General features: G+C 60.0%; 22 protein-coding genes. 13 read left to right on the plus strand and 9 right to left on the minus strand.

Annotation, left to right across the window (positions count from 1 at the left end):
- Position 1 precedes the first annotated feature (1 nt).
- Complete coding sequence (locus G6M89_RS14030; protein ID WP_165162445.1) at positions 2-379, minus strand: hypothetical protein; 378 nt, start codon at positions 377-379, stop codon at positions 2-4.
- Positions 380-506: 127 nt separating this feature from the next.
- On the opposite strand from G6M89_RS14030, the gene G6M89_RS14035 reads away from it, so the two are divergent.
- Positions 507-1,151: a DUF192 domain-containing protein gene (locus G6M89_RS14035; protein WP_165162446.1), complete on the plus strand. Its 645-nt coding sequence runs from the start codon at positions 507-509 to the stop codon at positions 1,149-1,151.
- 42 nt (positions 1,152-1,193) lie between these two features.
- On the opposite strand, the gene G6M89_RS14040 is transcribed toward G6M89_RS14035, so the two are convergent.
- A complete protein-coding gene (locus tag G6M89_RS14040; RefSeq protein ID WP_165162447.1) occupies positions 1,194-2,648 on the minus strand; it encodes an ATP-binding protein in 1,455 nt (484 codons plus the stop codon).
- A gap of 145 nt (positions 2,649-2,793) precedes the next feature.
- Here G6M89_RS14040 and G6M89_RS14045 point away from each other — a divergent pair, with 145 nt between their 5' ends.
- The 8 genes from G6M89_RS14045 to G6M89_RS14080 all read left to right on the plus strand — a co-directional run bounded on the left by G6M89_RS14045 (position 2,794) and on the right by G6M89_RS14080 (position 9,859).
- Complete coding sequence (locus G6M89_RS14045; RefSeq protein ID WP_165162448.1) at positions 2,794-3,165, plus strand: universal stress protein; 372 nt, start codon at positions 2,794-2,796, stop codon at positions 3,163-3,165.
- Between the two features lie 2 nt (positions 3,166-3,167).
- The gene (locus G6M89_RS14050) at positions 3,168-3,731 is read left to right on the plus strand and encodes an N-acetyltransferase (RefSeq protein ID WP_165162449.1); all 564 of its coding nucleotides are present in this window, start codon (positions 3,168-3,170) and stop codon (positions 3,729-3,731) included.
- Positions 3,732-3,886: 155 nt separating this feature from the next.
- On the plus strand, positions 3,887-5,095 hold the full coding sequence (locus G6M89_RS14055; RefSeq protein WP_165162450.1) for a DUF4157 domain-containing protein: 1,209 nt from the start codon (positions 3,887-3,889) through the stop codon (positions 5,093-5,095).
- Positions 5,096-5,097: 2 nt separating this feature from the next.
- Positions 5,098-6,039, plus strand: coding sequence for a hypothetical protein (locus G6M89_RS14060; protein ID WP_165162451.1), 942 nt, complete (start codon positions 5,098-5,100; stop codon positions 6,037-6,039).
- Between the two features lie 210 nt (positions 6,040-6,249).
- Positions 6,250-7,263: a DUF4157 domain-containing protein gene (locus G6M89_RS14065; RefSeq protein ID WP_165162726.1), complete on the plus strand. Its 1,014-nt coding sequence runs from the start codon at positions 6,250-6,252 to the stop codon at positions 7,261-7,263.
- 5 nt (positions 7,264-7,268) lie between these two features.
- Positions 7,269-8,186, plus strand: coding sequence for a hypothetical protein (locus G6M89_RS14070; RefSeq protein ID WP_165162452.1), 918 nt, complete (start codon positions 7,269-7,271; stop codon positions 8,184-8,186).
- Positions 8,187-8,276: 90 nt separating this feature from the next.
- Positions 8,277-8,951: a DUF4157 domain-containing protein gene (locus G6M89_RS14075; protein WP_206335561.1), complete on the plus strand. Its 675-nt coding sequence runs from the start codon at positions 8,277-8,279 to the stop codon at positions 8,949-8,951.
- Positions 8,948-9,859: a hypothetical protein gene (locus tag G6M89_RS14080; RefSeq protein ID WP_165162453.1), complete on the plus strand. Its 912-nt coding sequence runs from the start codon at positions 8,948-8,950 to the stop codon at positions 9,857-9,859. The genes G6M89_RS14075 and G6M89_RS14080 overlap by 4 nt, the downstream gene beginning before the upstream one ends.
- A gap of 129 nt (positions 9,860-9,988) precedes the next feature.
- On the opposite strand, the gene G6M89_RS14085 is transcribed toward G6M89_RS14080, so the two are convergent.
- On the minus strand, positions 9,989-10,450 hold the full coding sequence (locus G6M89_RS14085; RefSeq protein WP_165162454.1) for a universal stress protein: 462 nt from the start codon (positions 10,448-10,450) through the stop codon (positions 9,989-9,991).
- Between the two features lie 114 nt (positions 10,451-10,564).
- Here G6M89_RS14085 and G6M89_RS14090 point away from each other — a divergent pair, with 114 nt between their 5' ends.
- Both G6M89_RS14090 and G6M89_RS14095 read left to right on the plus strand, forming a co-directional pair.
- Positions 10,565-11,029: a universal stress protein gene (locus G6M89_RS14090; protein WP_165162455.1), complete on the plus strand. Its 465-nt coding sequence runs from the start codon at positions 10,565-10,567 to the stop codon at positions 11,027-11,029.
- A 69-nt stretch (positions 11,030-11,098) separates the two neighbouring features.
- Positions 11,099-12,322 carry a DHH family phosphoesterase gene (locus G6M89_RS14095; protein WP_165162456.1) on the plus strand — a complete coding sequence of 408 codons (1,224 nt, stop codon included), beginning with the start codon at positions 11,099-11,101 and terminating at the stop codon, positions 12,320-12,322.
- A 22-nt stretch (positions 12,323-12,344) separates the two neighbouring features.
- Here the strand turns inward: G6M89_RS14095 and G6M89_RS14100 are convergent, their stop codons facing one another.
- The 3 genes from G6M89_RS14100 to G6M89_RS14110 all read right to left on the minus strand — a co-directional run bounded on the left by G6M89_RS14100 (position 12,345) and on the right by G6M89_RS14110 (position 14,065).
- A complete protein-coding gene (locus tag G6M89_RS14100) occupies positions 12,345-13,043 on the minus strand; it encodes a hypothetical protein (protein WP_165162457.1) in 699 nt (232 codons plus the stop codon).
- Between the two features lie 77 nt (positions 13,044-13,120).
- A complete protein-coding gene (locus tag G6M89_RS14105) occupies positions 13,121-13,555 on the minus strand; it encodes a DUF5807 family protein (RefSeq protein WP_165162458.1) in 435 nt (144 codons plus the stop codon).
- A gap of 54 nt (positions 13,556-13,609) precedes the next feature.
- Positions 13,610-14,065 (minus strand): hypothetical protein, encoded by a 456-nt coding sequence (locus G6M89_RS14110; protein ID WP_165162459.1) that lies wholly within the window; start codon positions 14,063-14,065, stop codon positions 13,610-13,612.
- A gap of 194 nt (positions 14,066-14,259) precedes the next feature.
- On the opposite strand from G6M89_RS14110, the gene G6M89_RS14115 reads away from it, so the two are divergent.
- Together G6M89_RS14115 and G6M89_RS14120 are read left to right on the plus strand one after the other, a co-directional pair.
- Positions 14,260-15,918, plus strand: coding sequence for a methyl-accepting chemotaxis protein (locus G6M89_RS14115; protein ID WP_165162460.1), 1,659 nt, complete (start codon positions 14,260-14,262; stop codon positions 15,916-15,918).
- A 1-nt stretch (position 15,919) separates the two neighbouring features.
- Positions 15,920-16,390, plus strand: a complete 471-nt coding sequence (locus G6M89_RS14120) for a chemotaxis protein CheW (RefSeq protein WP_165162461.1) — start codon at positions 15,920-15,922, stop codon at positions 16,388-16,390.
- 16 nt (positions 16,391-16,406) lie between these two features.
- On the opposite strand, the gene G6M89_RS14125 is transcribed toward G6M89_RS14120, so the two are convergent.
- From G6M89_RS14125 to G6M89_RS14135, 3 genes are all read right to left on the minus strand, one after another.
- Positions 16,407-17,948, minus strand: a complete 1,542-nt coding sequence (locus G6M89_RS14125) for a methyl-accepting chemotaxis protein (protein ID WP_165162462.1) — start codon at positions 17,946-17,948, stop codon at positions 16,407-16,409.
- 80 nt (positions 17,949-18,028) lie between these two features.
- Positions 18,029-19,165: a chemotaxis protein CheW gene (locus G6M89_RS14130; protein ID WP_165162463.1), complete on the minus strand. Its 1,137-nt coding sequence runs from the start codon at positions 19,163-19,165 to the stop codon at positions 18,029-18,031.
- Positions 19,162-19,962, minus strand: a complete 801-nt coding sequence (locus tag G6M89_RS14135) for a ParA family protein (RefSeq protein ID WP_165162464.1) — start codon at positions 19,960-19,962, stop codon at positions 19,162-19,164. The genes G6M89_RS14130 and G6M89_RS14135 overlap by 4 nt, the downstream gene beginning before the upstream one ends.
- Positions 19,963-20,104: the final 142 nt, after the last annotated feature.

Consider the following 20,104-nt stretch of genomic DNA (forward strand, 5'->3'; position numbering starts at 1 on the left):
ATCAGACATACACCTCGCCACCCTCGAGAGCGTCTGTGATGAACGGGTGGTCCGACGCGGACTCGACTCGGTCCGCCGGGAGGACGTAGAGTTCAACGACCGTGTCGTGTTCGATTCCGACCGTCTCAGCGAGCGCCTCGAGTTGTTGTTCGTGTTCCTCGAGGGCTTCGTCTGTCTCCGTCTCGAGGACGACAAGTAACTCGACGGCGGCGTGAACGCCGCGGTTGTCGCGGATCGCGTCGCCGAACGCAACGAGTTGGTCGATCACGTCGTCGTGGTCTGCTTGTGCGCGAGTGGCGAACGCGGCGGCAACGTCGCCGTCGGATTCAGCGGTCGTTCCGGTGGGAGTCGTGTCCTCACGAAGCGCGCTGTCTCTCATTGGCGGCTGTTAGAACCCGCCGCATAAAGGGTATGCTGATCGGTGCCAGCCGCTGCGTGCTCGAGGAGCGTATCGTCCACCGTGGAACGGCACAACACTTACTTTTCACTCGAGTGTGGAAGGAACTATGTCGCTCGAGCGGTCACGGCGGAATCTGCTTGGCTCACTCGGAGCGAGTGTTGCAGTAGTTCTCGCTGGCTGCCAGACGGGAGATGAGGAGGCGGGCGATACCAACTCGAGTGCGGCTGAAGACGGTGACGAACGTGATCCAGTCGACGAGACTGAGACGGCTGACGACGAGGAGGACACGGCTGGTGGCGAAGACGAGACCAATGATGACGAGAGCGACACAGCCGACGCCGACACCGTTCACGCCGACTACGAGACGACCGACGTTCGGGTCGTTGGGCCGGATGGCACAGAACGCGGCGCTGTAACCGCTGCGATTGCCGATACCTCCGATCTTCGCTATCTCGGATTAAGCGATACCGACGAACTGCCGACTGACCGCGGCATGCTGTTTACCTACGACTCCGTGGCTGACCGCACGTTCGTCATGCGCGAGATGGACTTCGGTATCGACATCATCTACGCAGACGCCGACGGCACGATCACCGAGATTCATCACGCGCCAGAGCCCGAACCCGACGAAGATGGAACCGACCAGCGCTACCCTGGTCGCGGCCAGTACATCCTCGAGGTCGGCTACGAGTGGACAGCCGAGCGCAACGTGAACGAGGGTGATCGCCTCGAGTTCGATCTCGAGGGGTAACAGCAGCGAGAAGCGTACTATCAGCGAAAAATCGGAGCGTCGTCAGTGGCTATGATCGTGGTCGTGGTCGTGATCGTGACTGTGATCGTGTCCGCTATCTGTCTCACCGCCATCACTCGCCGCCCCGCCGATATCGCCGCCGGCGACGAGGGCGTCGTGGTCACCTTCGATCATATCCATGTTCTTCAAGCTATCGCGCTCTTCGAACTCCTCGACGGCGTGAACCAGATCCTGCTGGGTCAGCGTCGTCCGATCTTCCGTCAGCGCCTCGAGGACGGCCTCGCGAAGGACCATCCGGAGATCGCTGCCAGTTAGCCCGGAGGTAGCCTCAGCGATGAGGTGTGGGTCGAACTCCTCGATTTGCATCTGGCGCGTGATGACAGAGAGGATGTCCGCGCGCATGCCCGAATCGGGTTTCGGGAAGTTGATGATCTCGTCGAAGCGTCGCCAGGCGGCGTCGTCTAGCTGGTCGGGGTGGTTCGTCGCACCGATCAACAGCACGTCGTCGTCGATGAGCGAAATGTTGTCGACGGCTTTGAGCAGGGTGTTGACGGCGCGTTTGAGCGCGGCGTGTTCGTCACTGCGGCGGGTCTTAGCGACGAAGTCGAACTCGTCGATAAAGAGGATACACGGCGAGAGTCGCTTTGCGACCTCGAAGGTCTTATCGACGTTTTTCGCCGTCTCACCGAGATACTGACTCGTAATCATCGAGAGTTTGACCTCGACGAACGGCAGGTCCATATCCTGGGCGAGCGCCTGTGCTGTCGACGTTTTCCCGGTTCCCGGCGGGCCAACGAACAGCAGTTTGCCAATCTCGCGCAGACCAATTGCGGATAGGTAATCTCGATGCTCGATAGCTTTCGAAATCTTGTCGAGTTCGTTCTCCTGATCGTCGGTGAGCACGAGGTCGTCGAGGGACATATCGACTTCCTCAGGTGCGCGCACGTCGACGAGATCCAACATCTCCTCGTCGTCGTCCTCGTTGAAGTACTCCTCGAGCAAGCCGTCGATCCAGACGCGGTCAGCGCGGATCGGGCGGTTTTGCTCGCGTGCGGCCTCGTGGGTCACGTCGAAGCTGTCGTGATCTTCGAAGCGCTTTGCGAGCGTCGGGTTCGCAAGCAGTCGCTCGTCGTCGACGCGGTCGGCGAACCAGCGCTCGGCGAGGTCCATCTGGGTGAGACTGATGGTGCCGGAAAACTCGTCGCGTTCGGTAAACATCAGCTCCGAGACGGCGTTCCAGGGCTGGTCGACGCCGGTCGCCTCTCGAGCGGTGCCGGTGGTTGCCGAGAGCGGGCGAGTGATGCCGGTTCGGTGGCGATCAGACGACGTGGTTGACTCCTCCTCGTCGTCATCGTCGCTCTCGTTACTGCCGGTTCCGCCGGTCCAGAAGACTCGGCGATACGATGGCGGCAGATCGTTCTCATCAAGCGTCCTGTCATCCGAATACACGCTCGTCGTGAGCAGGAACTCTACGACATCGAGCGCCGCGTCACTCATTCCGTCATCGTAGTTGCTACACGGCCTTAACAGCGTCGTCACGCGAAACGTGTGTCAGACAGTCCCAGCACTCGAGGGTCCAACCGGTGGCCTACTGTCTGCATACGGCATAACGGTTTTCGTGTGTGCGGTCACAAGCACGTGTATGAACATCTTATTGGGGCTCGGAGGCAGCGACGAATCCATGAAAGCCCTCCGGCGAACAATCGACCGCACACTCGAGGTCGATGACGACGACCTCACCGTCGCAATCCTCGAGAAACCCGAGTCGAAGCGCTCGCAGGCAGAGATGCAAGCCGACGCCGAACAGCATCTCGAGGAGGCGGGCATCGACGCGGATATCATCCAACTCGAGGGCGACCCGGGAAGTTCACTGGTCAACTACGCCGAACAGGGCGAGTTCGATCAGGTGGTCATCGGCGGCGGGACGCTCTCACCGATGGGGAAAATTCAGCTCGGGCCGATCACGGAGTTCGTTCTCCTGAACGCGCCGACGACCGTCAAACTGGTGCGATAACGATGCACGGAACGCGACCGTACCCGGACGAACCCGTCGGTGCGTTTCCGGCACCACCGGCCACCTTCGAGGACGGTGATGGCCGACAGATCGACGTTCGGGCACCAGATACGTTCGAAGACGTCATCGAAGACTGCGTCACAATGTACGACGCCTTCGACCCCTCAGACCGTGCCCAGGGGATTCCACCAACCGGCGAGCAACGAATCCGCAACTGGCTCGAGACGATTGCAGACTACAGCGTCAACGTCGTTGCCTGTCACGACGGCGATGTGATCGGTCACGCCGTCCTCGTCCCCGATACCGACGACGTCGCAGCAATCGACTCCCGTGGCGAAATCGAGTGGGAACTCGCGATTTTCGTCCTGCAGGAGTACCAGCGCGCCGGTATCGGGACGCAGTTGCTCGAGCATCTGCTCGGCCACGCCAGCAACGTTGGCATCGACCGCGTCTGGCTCACCGTCGAGCGCTGGAATAAGCCCGCGATTGCACTCTACGAGCGTGTCGGCTTCGAGGCGACTGGGACCGAGAGCTTCGAACAGGAGATGGCCATCCTGCTCGAGTAGCGATATACATCAGTTGCTCGCGACTTGATTCCGTTTATGAATAGTCAGCATAAGAGAAAGTGTTATGATGGTGCTATTAGAATCGTAGAAAAATGAACGTCCGGACGCCCATATCTCAACTAGCCCCGGACCTGACTGGAACGGAGGGGCGATAGATGGGACCAAAGAAATCGCGGACACGCGAGCAACAGTCAGCAGAGCAGGACGAAGCGAATGACTCGTCGTCCATCCAGCGATCAACACAGGAATCAGCGTCCCACTCGAGCGCGGCGATGGGCTCGCAGGGACTCGGCACGACGGCTGAGACGGCAGTCCACGGGACGAATCCGAACCGCGTTGGCGACCCGACACCGTCCTACGAGTTCGGCCATCCCGGACTCGCTCCCTCCCCCAGCGAGCACAACATCCAGCGCGCGCTGGCGGGCACCGACACGAGTCAGGACGAGGTTCCTGACACGGTGCTTGATGTGCTCGGCAACGGTGGTCAGTCGCTGGATCAGCCGATTCAGCGCGCGCTCGAGGAGCGCATGGATGCGGACTTCTCGAACGTGCGCATTCACACAGGTGCGAAAGCAGCGGAAGCCGCCGACGCAATCGACGCGAAGGCGTTCACCTGTGGCAACGATATCGTCTTCAATTCGGGTGAGTACGACCCCGAGTCGGGTGAGGGTCAATTTTTGCTCGCGCACGAATTAGCGCACGTTAGGCAGCAGACTGGCGCGGCGATCAGCATGATGCCTCAGGAAGGGGCGGATTTAGAGATTGATCCAGATCCGCACCTCGAGCGGGAAGCTGATGAGACGGCAACGCAAGCGCTGTCTGATAACGAGCCGGTGGTCGTGAATCGGCTTGGAACGGACATCCACATCCAGCGGCTTTCTATCGGTGATGATGGGCCGGATCAAGCGACACTGGATGCGTTCGAGAACGGAGAGTTTGACGGAACAACAACAGACAAGAGCCTAGTAGAACGAATTATCGAGAAACTCGATCCGCGTCAGGCAGTTCGTGAAACTGGTCGCGACACCATCGAGAACGTAGCGGAGAGTGACACTGTCGTTCGGATTGCTGCGAATCTGGCTGCGTTCGTTTCCGTCACTGCTCCAGTTGGGGCCGCAACCGGCAATGTCGAGAAAGCTGCGACGACTCAGGCCTCCGCAGCCGCAGTTATCGAACGCGTCGGCGCTGAGCAAATACGTTCACTCAGCGCTGCAAGTGCGGCTCAAATCTACGATGCGCTCGTTGACGTTGGCTACAAGCAACTCGCGAGCGTTTGGCAGGACGCAGTTCAACTCATTCACAGTGATACAGAGGAGACCGGCTCTGATCTCGAAGGCAAGGCAGAGAGCCGAAAGGAGAACTAATCATGGACGCGATTATCACCGGCGAAGGAGAGGGAATCGTTGGTCTAAGCATCATTGATAATAACGATGTAGAACATCTAATCGAGATCAATGATGGTGGAGAAATTACTGCCCACCAACAAGATGGCTATCCGGATGACCCGGACGAACGAACATTTGAAGAGAGTGAAGCTGTCGGAACGTCTCGACGATTCGCGAAATGGCATGTCTATCGCGAGCGTGGCTATCCGACGCTTCCGCCACACGAAAACCCGGATCGAATCGCTGCGACACTCGTCGCCATCGCACAGCTTTCTGACGAGGACTTCGACACCCTGTTTGGTAACTACTACCGCCAACACGCCCACCACTTCCAGCCCGACCTCGAGGCGCCGATTGAGCCACCGGCAGATATCGATGCCGACGAATTCCTTCGGTACGAACTTGATGTTTACCTCGGAGTCGATGAGGGCCTTGAAGAGACAATTCAGGAGTTCGTTGCTGTGGGGTTCGACGAGGCAGCCGGGCGGACGCTGAAATCACTGGCTGAACCGGTCGATGTTGATTTTGATCCACAAGCTGCACTCGGTCTCGAGGTTGAGGCTGTGTCGGATATCCGCGTGGCGTATCAAACCGGACCCGGTAACGAACAGGTGCTCGAGATTGAGTCACCGCGTGAGCGCGAGCCGGATACGATCATCCAGTTGGTCCCGCTCCCGACGGGATCGCTGGACATGTTCCGGCTACTCTTGTGCCACCATCTCGGTTGCCAGATCCGCGATTGCTACCTCGAGATGGGCGTCGAACCGCCCGAAGCGTTCCGGTTGGTGGGCCATGGGTTTCACCAGTCTGCACAACGGTACCGCCTCCTCGAGTATTTCAAGGACTACTTCGATTTTGGTGCGGATATCCCTGGCTATCGCACGATTGATCTCGGTCAAGACTCCGATCACGCGACTCTCTAGAGGGGAGCAATGCGAGCACGAAAAACGGGGATTGAACGCCAAGCAGATGTGAACATAAACACGACGCAGAGTGAGTCGTCGGTCAAACCGACTCGCACTGAAACTGTCTCTGCGGTCCCCCAACAGAACGCACTGGTCGGGAACGCCTCTACCATCTCGGTACTGTTTGATCACCACGCCGCGGTTTCTGGCGTCGCTGCCGGCCCCACAATGGTCAACGACCAGCGAACTCATCATATCCAGCGCGCGCTCGAGGGGACTGGCACGAGTGAAGACGAGGTGCCTGATACGGTGCTTGACGTGCTCGGCGACGGTGGCCAATCGTTAGAGCAGCCGATTCAGCGCGCGCTCGAGGAACGCATGGACGCGGATTTCAGTAATGTTCGCATCCACACGGGCGCGAAAGCGGCAGAGGCTGCGGATGCCATCGACGCGAAGGCGTTCACCTGTGGCAACGACATTGTTTTCAATTCCGGTGAGTACGACCCGGAGTCTGGTGAGGGTCAATTTTTGCTCGCGCACGAATTAGCGCACGTCAAACAGCAAACTGGGGCAGCGATCAGCATGATGCCCCAGGAAGGGGCGGATTTGGAAATCGATCCTGATCCGCACCTCGAGCGGGAAGCTGATGAAACGGCACAGCAGGCACTCAGTGGTGACAAACCGCTGGTCGTCAACCCGATGGGGGCGGACATGCACATCCAGCGGAGCACGAAAGGCCCACAGATGAGCCGTCGTGAACTCGTGACCCTCGGAAACCCTGAGAAGGGAACACCGTCTTCGTCCACGGATCAGGGCGGGAAAATCAAGCAATTTCTCGATGACTTCTCGACGGTCAAAGTTCGGTTGTCGGTCGACGAACTGAAATCGCTTGTCACCAGCGTCGACACTGTCGATGACATGTATTCCTACCTCGCAGAGCGTGATATCGAACCCTCGAGTGACCTCGAAGAGTGGATCAACAGCCCGCTACTCAGGGGATACCGTTCTGCAGGAGCAACCTCGAGTGTGTTTGGGTTACTGGCACTCGGATTCACGCCACAGGCGGTCGCAGCACTTTCTGTGGGTGTCTCAGTTGCTGCGGTATTACGGAAATACGGAGACGAAATCGGAGACGAAGCGAGAAAGTGGTTGCGCAAACGGCTTGATGAGACTGAGGAAACCATCGTCGAGGAGGAATCTGGAACCGGAAGTTCGACTGGTGATGCCCAGAGTAGGAGGTAATCATTATGGACGCAATTATAACGGGAGAATCCGAACGAGTTGGTCTTAGCATAATCGATAACAACGATATTGAACATCTGATTGAGATGGATGAAACTGGTGAGATCAAGTATCACGAACAAGATGGCTATCCAGACGACGCAGTAGAACGTACTAATAATGAGAACTCACATGTCGGGGAGGCTCGACGGTATGCCAAATACTACGTCTACCGCGAGAAGGGATACGAAACCCTGCCGTGGAATCTCCATCCAGACCGCTTCGAAACAGTCAGAGAGGCCTTGCGTACCCTCTCGAGTACAGCTATTGAAGACTACTTTGGAGAGTTATTGCAACAGAGCCTGAGCCATTACGAGGACGACCCCTCTGTTGAGACAGGTGCAAGTACACGTCCCGTTACGTTACCGGAGACAATGAGCACTCACGAAAACGCAGTGATCTACCAGCAAGAGATATATCTCGATGACGACGATGAGGTTGAGGCTGTTTCCGGGATTCTCGTAAACTACTACGTTGCAAAAGGCGAGCGACGCACTGACCGACACGGTGAGTCGCCTGATCGCGACCCTGACGCACGAATCGAAATGTCACCTGTGCCGATCGTCGCAGCCGACCCGTTGCGTGAGTATCTGTGTTACAACCTCCGGTGTCAAATCCGCGATTGCTATCTTGGAATGGGAATCGAACCGCCAGAAGAATACAGAGTACTCGGGCCAGGTCAGGACCGATTTACGAGACGGTTCCACATCGTCGACCGCTATCCCGAATACTTCGACAAACAAGCGACCATCCCAGGTTACAGCTACGAGTTCACACCGAGTTCGCCTGTCCCGCTGTCTGACCTTACTGATTCGATGGCCACTGGTGACGAAGCGTCACTGTACGACCGAGTACGACACAAACTATTCACCAGAAATGGCTGAACTCACTCACCGCGTGGGTACGGAGACCCTACTCAGTCACGGAATCAGTCAGGCCAGCGTGTACTGGATGACGGCGTGACCAACGTTCTAGTGACTCACGGATTATCTCATGTCAAACAGCAAAATGGCGGCGCGCCGTTGTCGATGATGCCTCAGGAAGGGACCGATTTGGAAATCGATCCTGATCCCCACCTCGAGCGCGAGGCCGATGAGGCTGCCCAAGACGCACTCACGGATGGCCCTGTGACGATCAACCGCCTGGGAACAGCGGTGCATGTGCAGCGATATCCCGGAGACGCTGTCGTCGAAAAAGTTAGCGGGTTACTTGAGACCGGCGAAGAGAAGGTTGACGATGCCACGAGCAAAACCTATCGTCTCAGCAAGGAACAACTACTGGACCTAGTCGACTCTGTCGAGACCTCGAAAGGGGTGGCCCAGTGGATCGAACACCACGATGTCGATGTTGCAAGTCGGGTGCAGGATTCCACAAGTAGTATGGTCAAAGGGGCAAGCAGAGGGTGGACAATTGGGACGACGGCTGGAGCAATGGCTGGTCCGGTCGGGGCAGTCGCTGGTGGTCTCGTTGGCGCTCCCCTCGGCGCAATCCTCAGTACGGCATTCGGCGAACAGGTCGCCGGCAAAGTACAACAGGTCCTGCGAGACCAACTTGGTCTCGAGACTGATCAAGAGTTCAACCTCGAAGAAGATACTGGCGAAGGCTATTCGAGTGGCGATGTCGACATGGATCAGGAGTACGAACAATGAAGGCTGTTATAACAGGCGAGTCTGAGCGTATCGGTATTAAGGTCCAAGATAACAACGGAGTAGACCACGGAATCGAGATGGAGTTCGACGGGGAAATCAAGTACCACGAACAGGATGGCTACCCTGACAAGGCAGCCGAACGAACCCATAGTGAAGGCGAACACGTCGGTCATGCCCGAAAATATGCCCAGTACTACGTTGCGCAGGAAACCGACTACGACACCATCCCGTGGGACATCGACGCCGACCGCTTTGCGGACGTTCGCCAAGCACTCCAAGCGCTTTCGACCGACGACATCGAGCACTTCTTCGGGGACGTCCTCGAGCAGAGTCTGAGTCACTATCGCGACGACCCAGATGTCGATGTCGGTGATACGACACGTTCACACGAACTCCCTGCCGAGATGATCGGGTCTGACAACGCAGTCCGATACAAACAGGAGATTTATCTCGACGACACTGGTGCGGTTGAGGCCGTCTCTGGGATTGGAATCGAGTACTACGTCGCCAGAGGTGACCGAACCACAACCTGGCACGGAGACAGTCCCGACAGAGAACCTGACGCCGCCGTTGATATCGTTCCAGCGCCGCTCGTCGACCCTGTCTCATTTCGAGACTATCTCGACTATAACCTCCGCTGTCAGATTCGGGACTGCTATCTCATGCGAGGAATGGAACCGCCAGAACAGTATCGGGTGCTTGGTCACGGACAGTACCGCTTTACTGGCAAGTACGAAAACTTCGATCTCTACCCACCGTACCACGATTTCCAGGCCGATATCCCAGGCTACTCCCACGAGTTCCGACCTGACCTCCCGATCACCTGGGCGGAGTTGCGCGGGATGACTGACCCGAATCACTCCGGGTCACTCTACGACCAAATCAAAAACGCCCTCTTCATCCGATAGCTGTCCGCCCGCTTCGGTATGCCTACAGGGGCCACGTGGATGCTGATCTCTCGAGCGTGCGCATCGATACGGATGCGAAAGCTGCCGGTTCGATTGACAGCGGATGATCATTCCGACCGCTATCGACAGTTACACCGAGAGCACAGGCTGACTCGCGTACGATAGCACGTACTCGGCTGCCTTCTCGAGGACTTCTGCAGAGGCTGCATCAGTCACTGGCTCGCGCGGCAGGACGATGAAGTCGGCGTCGATGTCGTCGGCTGTGTCGAGCACGACGTTGCCCGGGTGCAGCGTTTTGCGTGTCTTCGAAAAGCCGTCGTCGACCGAGGTCGCCAGCGATACGTCAGCGCCCTCGGCGATTCTGGCGACGTCCTCGAGAAATTCTTGCGTGTCTTCGGCGACAGCGGCTTCCTCGACGGTGCCGGCGTCCATTCCGCGGACGACGCCGCGCCCGAGCACGAATAGCGCGTGAACGGATGCGTCGTAGCGGTCAGCAACGGCAACAGCGTACTCGACGGCGGTCACGGATTCGGCGCTGCCGTCGACCGGCGCGAGCACGGTATCAACGGTAAACGCCCTACTGTCGTCCATACGCGCCAGTGTGTTCGGATCATGCAAAAAACCTCCCCCGTCTCCCACTCGAGCACAACTCGTTTTGAACAGTGAGCGGGGACGTTTAAGAGCGCGGAGCGCAAACCGACGCCTATGTTCGATACCGTCGTCGTCGCCACTGACGGCTCCGAGAGCGTCAAGCGGGCTATCGACGTGTCGCTCGATCTAGCTGATCGCTTTGACGCCGACGTCCACGCACTGTCAGTTGTCGACGCTACCGAGGTCGATGCCTCACCCGAGCAACTGCGCACAGAACTGCGAACGGCCCTCGAGACGCACGCGGATGCCGCACTCGGGACGGTCGAAGATCGCAGCGACCGAACGCTGACGACGGTCGTCCGCGAGGGCCGGCCAGCGGCCGAAATCTGTGAGTACGTCCGCGAAATCGACGCGGATCTGATCGCGACCGGCACGCGCGGGCGCCACGGCGAGAATCGCCTCTTGCTTGGCAGCGTCGCCGAGCGCGTCGTCCGCACCTCGCCGGTTCCCGTATTGACGGTGCGCCAACTCGAGCCAACCGCCGACCCCGAGGAGAACGCAGCCGAACCCGCCGGGTAGACAGCGCGCTAGCGACACCCGACCAGCAGAAAGGGAAGTCACTTCCGCGATGACCCCGCAGTAGCGGGTATGTACGACGAACTCATCGACAGCGGTGACCTGCCGCTCGCCCGCAAATCGGTTTTGCCGGGCACCGGCTTTTTCCTCCCCGATACGCTCGAGGAAGACCTCGAAGAAGAGCAGACTGAAGCCGCACTCGAGGGCAGCGACGTAGCCGTCATCGCCGACCCCGACGCCGACGGACTGGCCTGCGTCGCGCTGATTCGAGAGGCCTACGGAGACGTACAGAACGTTCCCGACCCTGACGACGACGAGGACGACGAGGGCGACGATGATGACGCAGCCGCCGGACTCGAGGGCGACGCGGACGCCCCACTCGAGGAACCAGAACCCACGCCACACAACGTTGCACTTGTCCCCGCGAGCCCGCACAACGTCGAAGACGCACTGGCTCGCGTCGCCGAGTACGGCACGGAGGGAATCGACCTCTACGTCTGTGATCTCTGTCCTGATAGATACGAGTACGTCGACGAGGAACTCGAGGCCGCCCTCGAGACCGCCTCGAGCGTCGAGTGGTACGACCACCACCAGTGGGGCGACGACGTCGCCGAGTCCGTCCGCGAAGCCGGTGCCGAACTCGAGGTCGGCGACTCCGAAGAGGAGTGTTCGGCCGACGTGGTCTATCGCTCGCTCGACTACGAGTTTTCACCGATGTACGAGGAGTTAGCTGCGGTCACGCGCGATCACGACCTCTGGCTGCGCGAGGACCCACGCAGTGACGATCTGGCGGATTACGCCTACTGGACCGACCCTGCCGAGTACGTCGAAATCGTCCGCGAGTACGGCGTCGACCTCCCTGAATGGGCGCAGGACTTCCTCGAGGAGCGCCGCGTCGAGAAGGAGGCACTGATCGAGCAGGCCATCGGGCGCGCAGAGTACCGCGAGGTCGGCGAGTACACGGTTGGCGTCACCTACGGCCGCTGTTCGCAAAACGAGGTCGCCGAAGCGATGCGTGAAGCCGGTGCCGACGCCTCAGTAATCGTCAAACCCGCTGGCTCCGCCTCAATCCGCGGCACTGATGCGTTCGACCGCTGTCACGAGGTTGCAGGGCAGGTCAACGGGGGCGGCCACCCGAAAGCCGCCGGCTGCAAGCCCGACATCTACGACGACATGCTCGATTATGCGACCCACTGGACCTCACGCGGTGCGGTGACGAAACGCGTTATTCTCGAGGCCTTCCGTGACGTTGTCGAGCGCGAGGAAGACGCTGCGGACGACGAAGGCGACGACTAGCGCGGTAGAAGGCCGACGACGCTTACTCCTGCGAGGCCATGTATCGGATCACAAGTTGCAGGACGTGGACGAAGACACCGGCGACGGCGATGTAGACGCCGATGGTCTGCAGTGCGGTCGAAGCATCACGATTGTCTCTGACCTGCCAGACTTCGTATCCAAGTCGGAGCAGGAAGCCAAGGAAAATCAAGGCGAAGCCGATGAGCAACAGCTCCGAGAGGACGAACGAGCCGACGAGGACAACGCCAGCACCGCCGAGGAACGCGAAATTGGCGAATCGACCCCAGTGCTCGAACGTCTGTGAGCGCGCATAGACGTAGCCTGTAACCACGGCCGTCATGAGTGCGGTGATGACTGCCGTCAGACCAAGGATTGTCAGCTGTGTGTCTGGCGGAGCGAATCTGAGGACGCCCGCACCGAAGACACCGAACGCGAACTGAAGGATCACCATGCCAGCGAACGCAGTGCCCATATTCCCAGCTTTCACGCCGCGTTCGGCGATCAGTTCGCCGGCCATGATCGCCAGCCCGTAGGCGATGAGGCCGACAATCGGTGCAATCCCGAACAGGTAGTCGTTGATTGTGGCAAGCGGTGTCGCGATGAACGCATACATCAACGCCACGTTGATCGCCATCAGCGCGCTTGCACCGCCGACGACGCGCCCTTCGCGCCCGGTCAGCGTGAACCGCTGTGTCTCGTGAGACGTATCGAACGAACTCATTTCCAACCCCTAGCCGTCGGAATCGCAAAAGAATGGTCCTTGAGAGGGCGCTATTCGCCGTCTGTGTCCGACTTGAGTCAATCGCTAGACTCCGGATTCCACCGATCCGAGTACGCCGTCCCGCAGGTACACTGCGCGTAGGCGTGGATCACGTCGCCCTCGGCGTAGAGGCCGCCCACGTCCTCGTTCTGTTCCTCCGCGAAGGCGAAGATGTACTGCGGTTCGTGGGTCGCTGTGTCGTCGTCGGCGTCCGGACAGACGCCGTCGGTCAGGTCTTCGTCGATGTCACCCTCGAGATCCATCGCGGATTTGGCGAACTGCATCGCGCCGGTGCCGGTCGCAGCCTGAAACGCGCCGCGGCCGCGTTCGCCGTCGACAACGATCAGTGTGCCACCATCGACGCGCTCGCCAAATTGCTCGAGGCGGTCATCGGAGACGTATGAGTCGGCGAGAAAGATCGCAACGTCGTCCGGTCGCTCCCCAGAGAGAAACTCCGCGCGCTGGTCGTTCATACAGCAAAATCGACGCTCGAGGGGGATAAAAGCCGCGAACCAAAAGATGGGTCGTTAGCAATCGGGGAGCGGAGACACCAGTCCGTATTTGAGGCGGTAACAGACGGCACCGATCGACGAGCCAACGCCGAGACTGTGTGAGTTGTGCTGGTCGTCGACAGCGAGAGTCGCTTGCCCAGCCCAGATCGCTGCGATCAGCGTCCAGCGACGTGCACGCGAGCGTCGAAGGCCAGCGATATCGCGGTCCAAAAGATAGCGATACAGGATGGCGCTTGCAACGCCGATACAGAACCAGTCAGCGCGAAGTGAGGGTGTCTCAATCGCTGGTTCGGAGTGGGTGGGTGCGTGCGCCTGGGAGGAACAGCTATCGTTGGCTGTTGCACAATTGGCGTCCGCGGTCACTCGAGGCGAGCGCTCGACGAGACCACCTCGTCGGAGCAAGAGCACGAGTCCGAGGACGGCCAGGTTGGTAGCCCAATCGAGTCGTGCCCGCGTTCGTCGGGAGAGCATACACCACCCGACTATCTGTTGGATGATAATAATTTCGCGGCCGATATCGTGGTGGCGGGGTTGCGCGGGAGACCTCGGTTTCGATCGAAGACGTCACGTATCGCCCGTCACTGACCCACACACGGACGCGTACCGAGGGCGCGCCAACAAAATCTGCCATAACGGTTATCTGTCTTACCTTCGGTTTCATGACTATGTCCGGAATCGACAGGAAAGCGTCTCACCTGGAGGCTGAGTACGGTGCTGCCGTCGCGAACCTCGCCATCGACCGCGATGCCGTCGACCGCGCGAGCGACCTCGTCGGCCTCCACAGTGACGACCAGCAACGACTCGAGTCACTCGAGTCCGTCTTCGAGACCGCCCGCGAAGAAACCCCCGCGGCGTACGCGAACACGCTTCGCGCACAGCCCGCCGTCAGCGAGGCACTCGACCAAACCGAGACGACCGAACAGGCGCTCGAGGCAGACTGCCGTGCGTATCTCGACGCGCTCGAGAGTGGGGCCATCGATTCTGACGGCCTGACAGCCCGCCTGCAGGCACAGTCGGCCGCACCGGCGCTGTTCGAAGCGGGACCAGACGCCTACCTCGGCTCGTTCGGCGTCATCTACGAACAGCTCCTCGAGGCGATTGCAGCCGACGTGACGGCCGAATACGAGGCGACAGAGACGGAATCGTCCAGCGCCGGTTCGCGGCTCAAGCGCCTGACTGATGGCGGCGCTGCGACGGCCTCGAGCGTCGAGGCACCAGTCGAAACGGCCGTCGAGACGGTCGCAGACCGAACACTTGCAGCCCTGCGCGTGACGATGGTCGACCAGCAGGTTGGACTCCGCGCCTATGAGGCCGCACGCGAGGACCAACTCGAGGCGTACGAGGCTGAACTCGCCGAGAAAGAAGCGGAGATCGAGGAGTACGAAGCCAAACTCGCAGAGAAGGACGCGGCAATCGAAGAGTACGAAGCCAAAATCGAAGACCAGGACCAAGCGCGTGGCGACGTTGAATCCGCCCGCGACAGTATCCGGCGCACGCTCGAGGCGATCAGCGACTCGGCGAAGCAAGCCAGTGCAGGGACGGGACAGATCGAGTCGGTTGCGACCGAGCAGTCCGAGTCAATGAGCGAAATCGCCCGCGAAGTGTCGGGACTGTCGGCGACGGTCGAAGAGATCGCCTCGAACGCAGAGGAGGTCAGCGCGACCAGTGAGCAGGCCGAAGACATCGCTGGGGATACGACCGCGACCGCAGAGGAAGCGATCGACAAAATGGAAGGCGTCCAAGAAGCAGCGGGCGAGGTGACCGACGATGTCGAAGAGCTTCGACAGGGCGTCCAGCGGATCGACGAAATCGTCGAGGTCATCAACAACATCGCGGATCAGACGAACCTGCTCGCGCTCAACGCCTCGATCGAGGCCGCAACCGCGGGCGAGGCAGGCGACGGGTTCGCTGTCGTCGCGGACGAGGTCAAAAGTCTCGCCGAGGAGTCCCAGGAGGAAGCGGCAAACATCGAGCGGATGGTCGATCGCATTCAGGACGACACCGAAGAGACCGTCGACAGCCTCGAGGCGGCAAACGAGGAGATCGACGACGGCGTTGAACTGGTCGAAGAGACCGTCGACAACCTCGGGCGGATCGAAGAGTCGATCGGCGAGGCCAGCACGGGAATTCAGGAGGTCGCCGTTGCGACAGACGATCAGGCCGCAAGCACCGAAGAGGTCGCGAGCATGACCGACAGCGCGATGGAGCGCACCCAACAGATCGCAAGCGGGGCCGACGAAATCGACGCCATGACCGACCGACTGCGTGACCTCGTCGACGACGCCGACGACGAACTCGAGCGCCTCGAGCACGCGGAGAACTAACATGTCTACATCGAAGCACCCACACGCCGACGAACCGGAACAGGCTGAGCCGACCGAGCAACCACAGAGCGCACACGTCCTCGAGTTTACGCTGGGCGAGAACCGCTACTGTGTCGATATCGGCTACGTCGCCGAGATCGTCAACACGGAGCAGTTGACGGCGGTGCCAAACACAGCCGATCACGTCGAGGGCGTCATGGATCTGCGCGGCGAGACGACGAAGATCGTCAACCTGCGGACGATCTTCGGCGAGCGCGACGAAGACGAGGAACTCGGGAGCCGTATCATCGTCTTCAAGCGAAAGCGTGGCTCGAACGAGCGAATCGGCTGGCTCGCCGACGAAGTGTATCAGGTACAGGAAGTCCGAACTGACGCGGTCGACACCTCTGTCGACGGCGAGGGGATCGCAGGCGTCATCCGCCGCGAAGACGAGTTCGTCTTCTGGATCGATCCGACGAGCGTTCGCGTCTGAACGCTCACTTGGAGTACTACTCGTCTGCTGTTTGTAACTCGTCAACACGATCGACGAGTTGATCGATCGTTTGTTCCTGCGTGTCCGTTGCATCGACGATTCGATCAGCCGCGGCTTCGCTTGCTTCGGAGCGATCGCGAACCGTCTCGATCGTCGCGGTGAGTTCCTCGACACTCGCCGACTGATCGTCGATGACGCGAGCGACTTCCGCAATACCAGTCGCGGCTTCATCGACCGAGTCCTCGATCACCTCGAGTGCGTCGACAGTCGTTTCGATCTGTGTCGCCGTGTGCTCGATGCGGTCATGTGAGCGCTCGACTGCAGCGGTCGTGGTATCGGATTGAGCGTGTAACGCCTCGAGGTTCGCCGTGATTTCGTCGGTGTGGCGCTGTGTCTCGTCGGCCAGTTCCTTGACGTGATTTGCGACGACGCCAAAGCCATCGCCGCTGTCGCCCGCTCGCGCCGCCTCGATGTTCGCGTTGAGCGCGAGTAAGTTCGTCTCGTCGGCCACGTCTGCAATGACATCAACGACCTGCTCAATTTCGTCCATCCGTGTCGCTAGCGCGTCGACGTGGTCGACGAGGTCCTCGCCAATGGAGACGACATCGTCGGTCGCCGCCCGGGCGTTCGCTCCTGCCTCGAGGCCGTCGGCGACGGCTGCCTGTGCCTCAGTTGCGGCAGTGTCCACCTCGTCAGCCTGCGCGGTAACCTCCTCCATGCCGGCCGCAAACGACTGCATCTCGCCGACGGCGTCCTCGAGAAGGCCGTGCTGTTCGCCGACGTTGGTAGCGATGTCGTCCGCTGCGGCGCTCGTGTCATCGACGGCTGCCTGCATTTCCCCCGTCTGGTCGGTGACGCGCCCGGCCAGCGTCTCGAGGCTGTTGACCATCTCGTTGACGCCGTCGATAACCGCGAGCAGATCGCCCTCGAGCGGGTCGAACGCCGCGTTGTGTTCAACGCGAGCGGTAAGGTCGCCGTCACTGATCTCGGCTGCGGTCGCGTTGATTTCGGTAACGAGGGCTGCCGTGGCGTCCCGTTCCGCGACGATAGCCGTCTGGTCGACGACGACTTCGATGACGCCGAGTAACTCCTCGCCGTCGTACAGTGGCGTCGCCGAAAAGTCGATGTGTTTCTCCGCGCCGTGATGGTCGACCATCGTACTCGTATCGCCGTATCGATTCTGTGCGGGATCACGGCGCTCAACGCCGAACTCGAGGTGGGCACGTTCGGGTGCCTGTAACACCTTGTCCGCGAGCGTGTCGGCGCGGCGGCCATCCGGATAAAAGTGCTCGGAGGCATGTTCGTGGCCGAGCGCCGTCTCGCGGTCGACGCCGGTTAGTTCGGCAAGTGCACTGTTCCACTCGATGATGACGCCGTCGGCGTCGAGGATAAACGTCGGCACACCGGTCGCATCGAACAGTTGCTGATAGCCAGCCCGACGCACTAGATCGCCCTGTGCAGCGGCTACCCCGTCGGCGCGTGTCGATTCCCCAGACGCTGACGCTCGAGACGCAGCACTCGAGTCGTCGGATCGATCACCTACCCGCGGTTGTGACATTGTGAGTCATTCCCATGACTCGCCGAGAAGGAGGTAAAGCTGATGGCAACGTGGCATTCCAGAAACATAACGGCGGTCCCTCAGACGCGTTGTTCGTGGCCGATCTCGCCGAGGCCGTGGTCCATGCTCGTGTTTTCGATGAGGTCGTCGACCGCGAGCCAGGCAACGAGTGCCGTCTCGCCGTTGACCTCTTTTTTGATGATGCCGTCAACGTATTCGTGTTGGCCGGTACCGCCGTCCATGACCGAGCCTGTGTCGTCAATCTGGGACTCGCGGTAGGTCACGGCCTGTGAGACGTCCGTAACGCGGATGCCGAGTTTCTGCGTGTCGTCATCGCGCTCTAAGACGACAATATAGTGGTCATCAGATGGTTCGTTGCGCTCGACATCGAGCATCGCCGTCGGATCGAGCACACCCGTGATCTCGCCGCGCAGGTCGGTTACACCGTCAATTGCGTCCGGCCCGCGTGGGAAGCGGGTGATCTCTTTCATCTCAACGATCGCGCTGATGCGGTCGATCTCGATCGCATAGCGGTTCTCGTTGAGGAAAAACTCGAGCATCTGGACCGTCTCCTCGTCGTTGTGCGCCGAGGCGACGAGCGAGTTGTCGCGGTCGAACACCTGCTCGCCGTCGGCCGTCGCTTCGCCGTAGGTGTTTGCACCCTGGCCGATCGCCGTCGCGTCGACGGTCGCTTCACCAACGCGTTCGTCGATCGTAACCGTATCCGACATCCCCGCGATTGCACCCTGCAGTGAGGCCGCCGCGACGCCGTCGTTCTGTTCGTCAGTCGATGGCTCGAGGGTGCGCTCGTCGTAGGTGACTGTCTCACCGGCGCTGTCAGCGTCGTCGCCGCTGGTGTCAGTTTCTGCGCCCTCACCTGCAGCCACAGCATCGTCAGTTGTAGACTCGTTGGCTTCGCTCGAGTCAGCAGGTTCTGACTCGTCAACGTCACCGGTTTCGTCCGGTTCGTCGTCCCCGGCGGCTGCGTTTTCATCAGCCGTGTCTGCGTCATCATCAGCCGCATCGACGGCATCGTCGTCGGTAGCCGCGTCTGGTGCGTGCGTTTCAGCACTCGAGTCAGTCTCATCCACATCGCCGTCAGTACCGACGGTGGTCTCCTCGGGCGTCTCCGCATCGTCCCCGTCCTCGTTCGAGTCGCTCGAGTCGCTTGTGCGATTCCGAATGTTTCGGATTCGTTCGGCTCTGTCGTCAGTCATGCCGGCACCTCTCTGTCTCGGGTCGTAACGCGTGTCTCAATCGTCTCAGCCATTGTTGTAAACTCCGCTTGCATATCGACTTCCTCTTCGACCGCAAACACCGATGAGCCGGCTTCGAACGCCCGCTGGAGCGCGACTCGCTTGCGGATCTCGAACAGTGGCACGTCCGGCAGCGCCTCGTCGAACCACTCGAGCATCTGGTCCGCCTGATTCGTGTGTTCGACGCGGTTTGCGACGAGTGCAATCGGCTCGATCTGGACATCGTGGTCCATTTCGAGCGAGCCAGTGTAATCGAACAGTAACTCGAGCGAGCGCTTGCTCGTCGATTCGGCGAGTGCGGGGATCACGAGCTGTTCGGTCGCACAGAGTGCGTTATCGGTGATTAACCCGAGTTGCGGTGGACAGTCAACGACGACAAAATCGTAGCCACGGGCCGCTTCGAGCGAACTGAGAAGGGCGTCGAGTTGCATCTCAGCGTCGTCCTGTTCGACGAGGACCGAGTGCGCGGCGTTCATGTCGACGTTGCTCGCGATGACGTCCATCTCGGGGTGGTCGTAGACCAACTCCTCGGCGGTGACACTCGTCGGATCGACGAGGGCGTCAAGCAGCGTCGGCGGCTCAGCGTCGTACGCCTCGAGCAAGCCGAGCCCCTCGGTTGCGTTGCCCTGTGGGTCCAGGTCGACGAACAGGACGTTCTGTCCGCGTTCGTTCAACGCACCGGCGAGGTTGATCGCCACGGTCGTCTTGCCGACACCGCCTTTCTGATTTGTCACACACAGCCGAGCAGATCCCGCCATTCGCTTGGGTCGTTTCAACTCTGCCTACATAACTCACACGGCCAACTGGGCCGAGTAAGCGGTATTTCTGCCGGATTCGCTCTCTCGCGTGTGTGCGATCTGAGACGCAGTCAATTCCTGAAATAAATCAGAGAAATAAACC

Origin of the sequence: Natronolimnobius sp. AArcel1 (assembly GCF_011043775.1) — an archaeon.
In the GTDB taxonomy this organism is placed as follows: Archaea; Halobacteriota; Halobacteria; order Halobacteriales; family Natrialbaceae; genus Natronolimnobius.

Excerpts from the sequence above, each read along its gene's own strand:
- G6M89_RS14130 (WP_165162463.1), bottom strand. The coding sequence starts at position 19,165 with ATGACTGACGACAGAGCCGAACGAATCCGAAACATTCGGAATCGCACA.
- G6M89_RS14095 (WP_165162456.1), top strand. The coding sequence starts at position 11,099 with ATGTACGACGAACTCATCGACAGCGGTGACCTGCCGCTCGCCCGCAAA.
- G6M89_RS14055 (WP_165162450.1), top strand. The coding sequence starts at position 3,887 with ATGGGACCAAAGAAATCGCGGACACGCGAGCAACAGTCAGCAGAGCAG.
- G6M89_RS14090 (WP_165162455.1), top strand. The coding sequence starts at position 10,565 with ATGTTCGATACCGTCGTCGTCGCCACTGACGGCTCCGAGAGCGTCAAG.
- G6M89_RS14100 (WP_165162457.1), bottom strand. The coding sequence starts at position 13,043 with ATGAGTTCGTTCGATACGTCTCACGAGACACAGCGGTTCACGCTGACC.
- G6M89_RS14070 (WP_165162452.1), top strand. The coding sequence starts at position 7,269 with ATGGACGCAATTATAACGGGAGAATCCGAACGAGTTGGTCTTAGCATA.
- G6M89_RS14110 (WP_165162459.1), bottom strand. The coding sequence starts at position 14,065 with ATGCTCTCCCGACGAACGCGGGCACGACTCGATTGGGCTACCAACCTG.
- G6M89_RS14085 (WP_165162454.1), bottom strand. The coding sequence starts at position 10,450 with ATGGACGACAGTAGGGCGTTTACCGTTGATACCGTGCTCGCGCCGGTC.
- G6M89_RS14050 (WP_165162449.1), top strand. The coding sequence starts at position 3,168 with ATGCACGGAACGCGACCGTACCCGGACGAACCCGTCGGTGCGTTTCCG.
- G6M89_RS14120 (WP_165162461.1), top strand. The coding sequence starts at position 15,920 with ATGTCTACATCGAAGCACCCACACGCCGACGAACCGGAACAGGCTGAG.
- G6M89_RS14065 (WP_165162726.1), top strand. The coding sequence starts at position 6,250 with ATGGTCAACGACCAGCGAACTCATCATATCCAGCGCGCGCTCGAGGGG.
- G6M89_RS14105 (WP_165162458.1), bottom strand. The coding sequence starts at position 13,555 with ATGAACGACCAGCGCGCGGAGTTTCTCTCTGGGGAGCGACCGGACGAC.
- G6M89_RS14115 (WP_165162460.1), top strand. The coding sequence starts at position 14,260 with ATGTCCGGAATCGACAGGAAAGCGTCTCACCTGGAGGCTGAGTACGGT.
- G6M89_RS14045 (WP_165162448.1), top strand. The coding sequence starts at position 2,794 with ATGAACATCTTATTGGGGCTCGGAGGCAGCGACGAATCCATGAAAGCC.
- G6M89_RS14125 (WP_165162462.1), bottom strand. The coding sequence starts at position 17,948 with ATGTCACAACCGCGGGTAGGTGATCGATCCGACGACTCGAGTGCTGCG.
- G6M89_RS14040 (WP_165162447.1), bottom strand. The coding sequence starts at position 2,648 with ATGAGTGACGCGGCGCTCGATGTCGTAGAGTTCCTGCTCACGACGAGC.
- G6M89_RS14030 (WP_165162445.1), bottom strand. The coding sequence starts at position 379 with ATGAGAGACAGCGCGCTTCGTGAGGACACGACTCCCACCGGAACGACC.
- G6M89_RS14035 (WP_165162446.1), top strand. The coding sequence starts at position 507 with ATGTCGCTCGAGCGGTCACGGCGGAATCTGCTTGGCTCACTCGGAGCG.
- G6M89_RS14135 (WP_165162464.1), bottom strand. The coding sequence starts at position 19,962 with ATGGCGGGATCTGCTCGGCTGTGTGTGACAAATCAGAAAGGCGGTGTC.
- G6M89_RS14080 (WP_165162453.1), top strand. The coding sequence starts at position 8,948 with ATGAAGGCTGTTATAACAGGCGAGTCTGAGCGTATCGGTATTAAGGTC.
- G6M89_RS14060 (WP_165162451.1), top strand. The coding sequence starts at position 5,098 with ATGGACGCGATTATCACCGGCGAAGGAGAGGGAATCGTTGGTCTAAGC.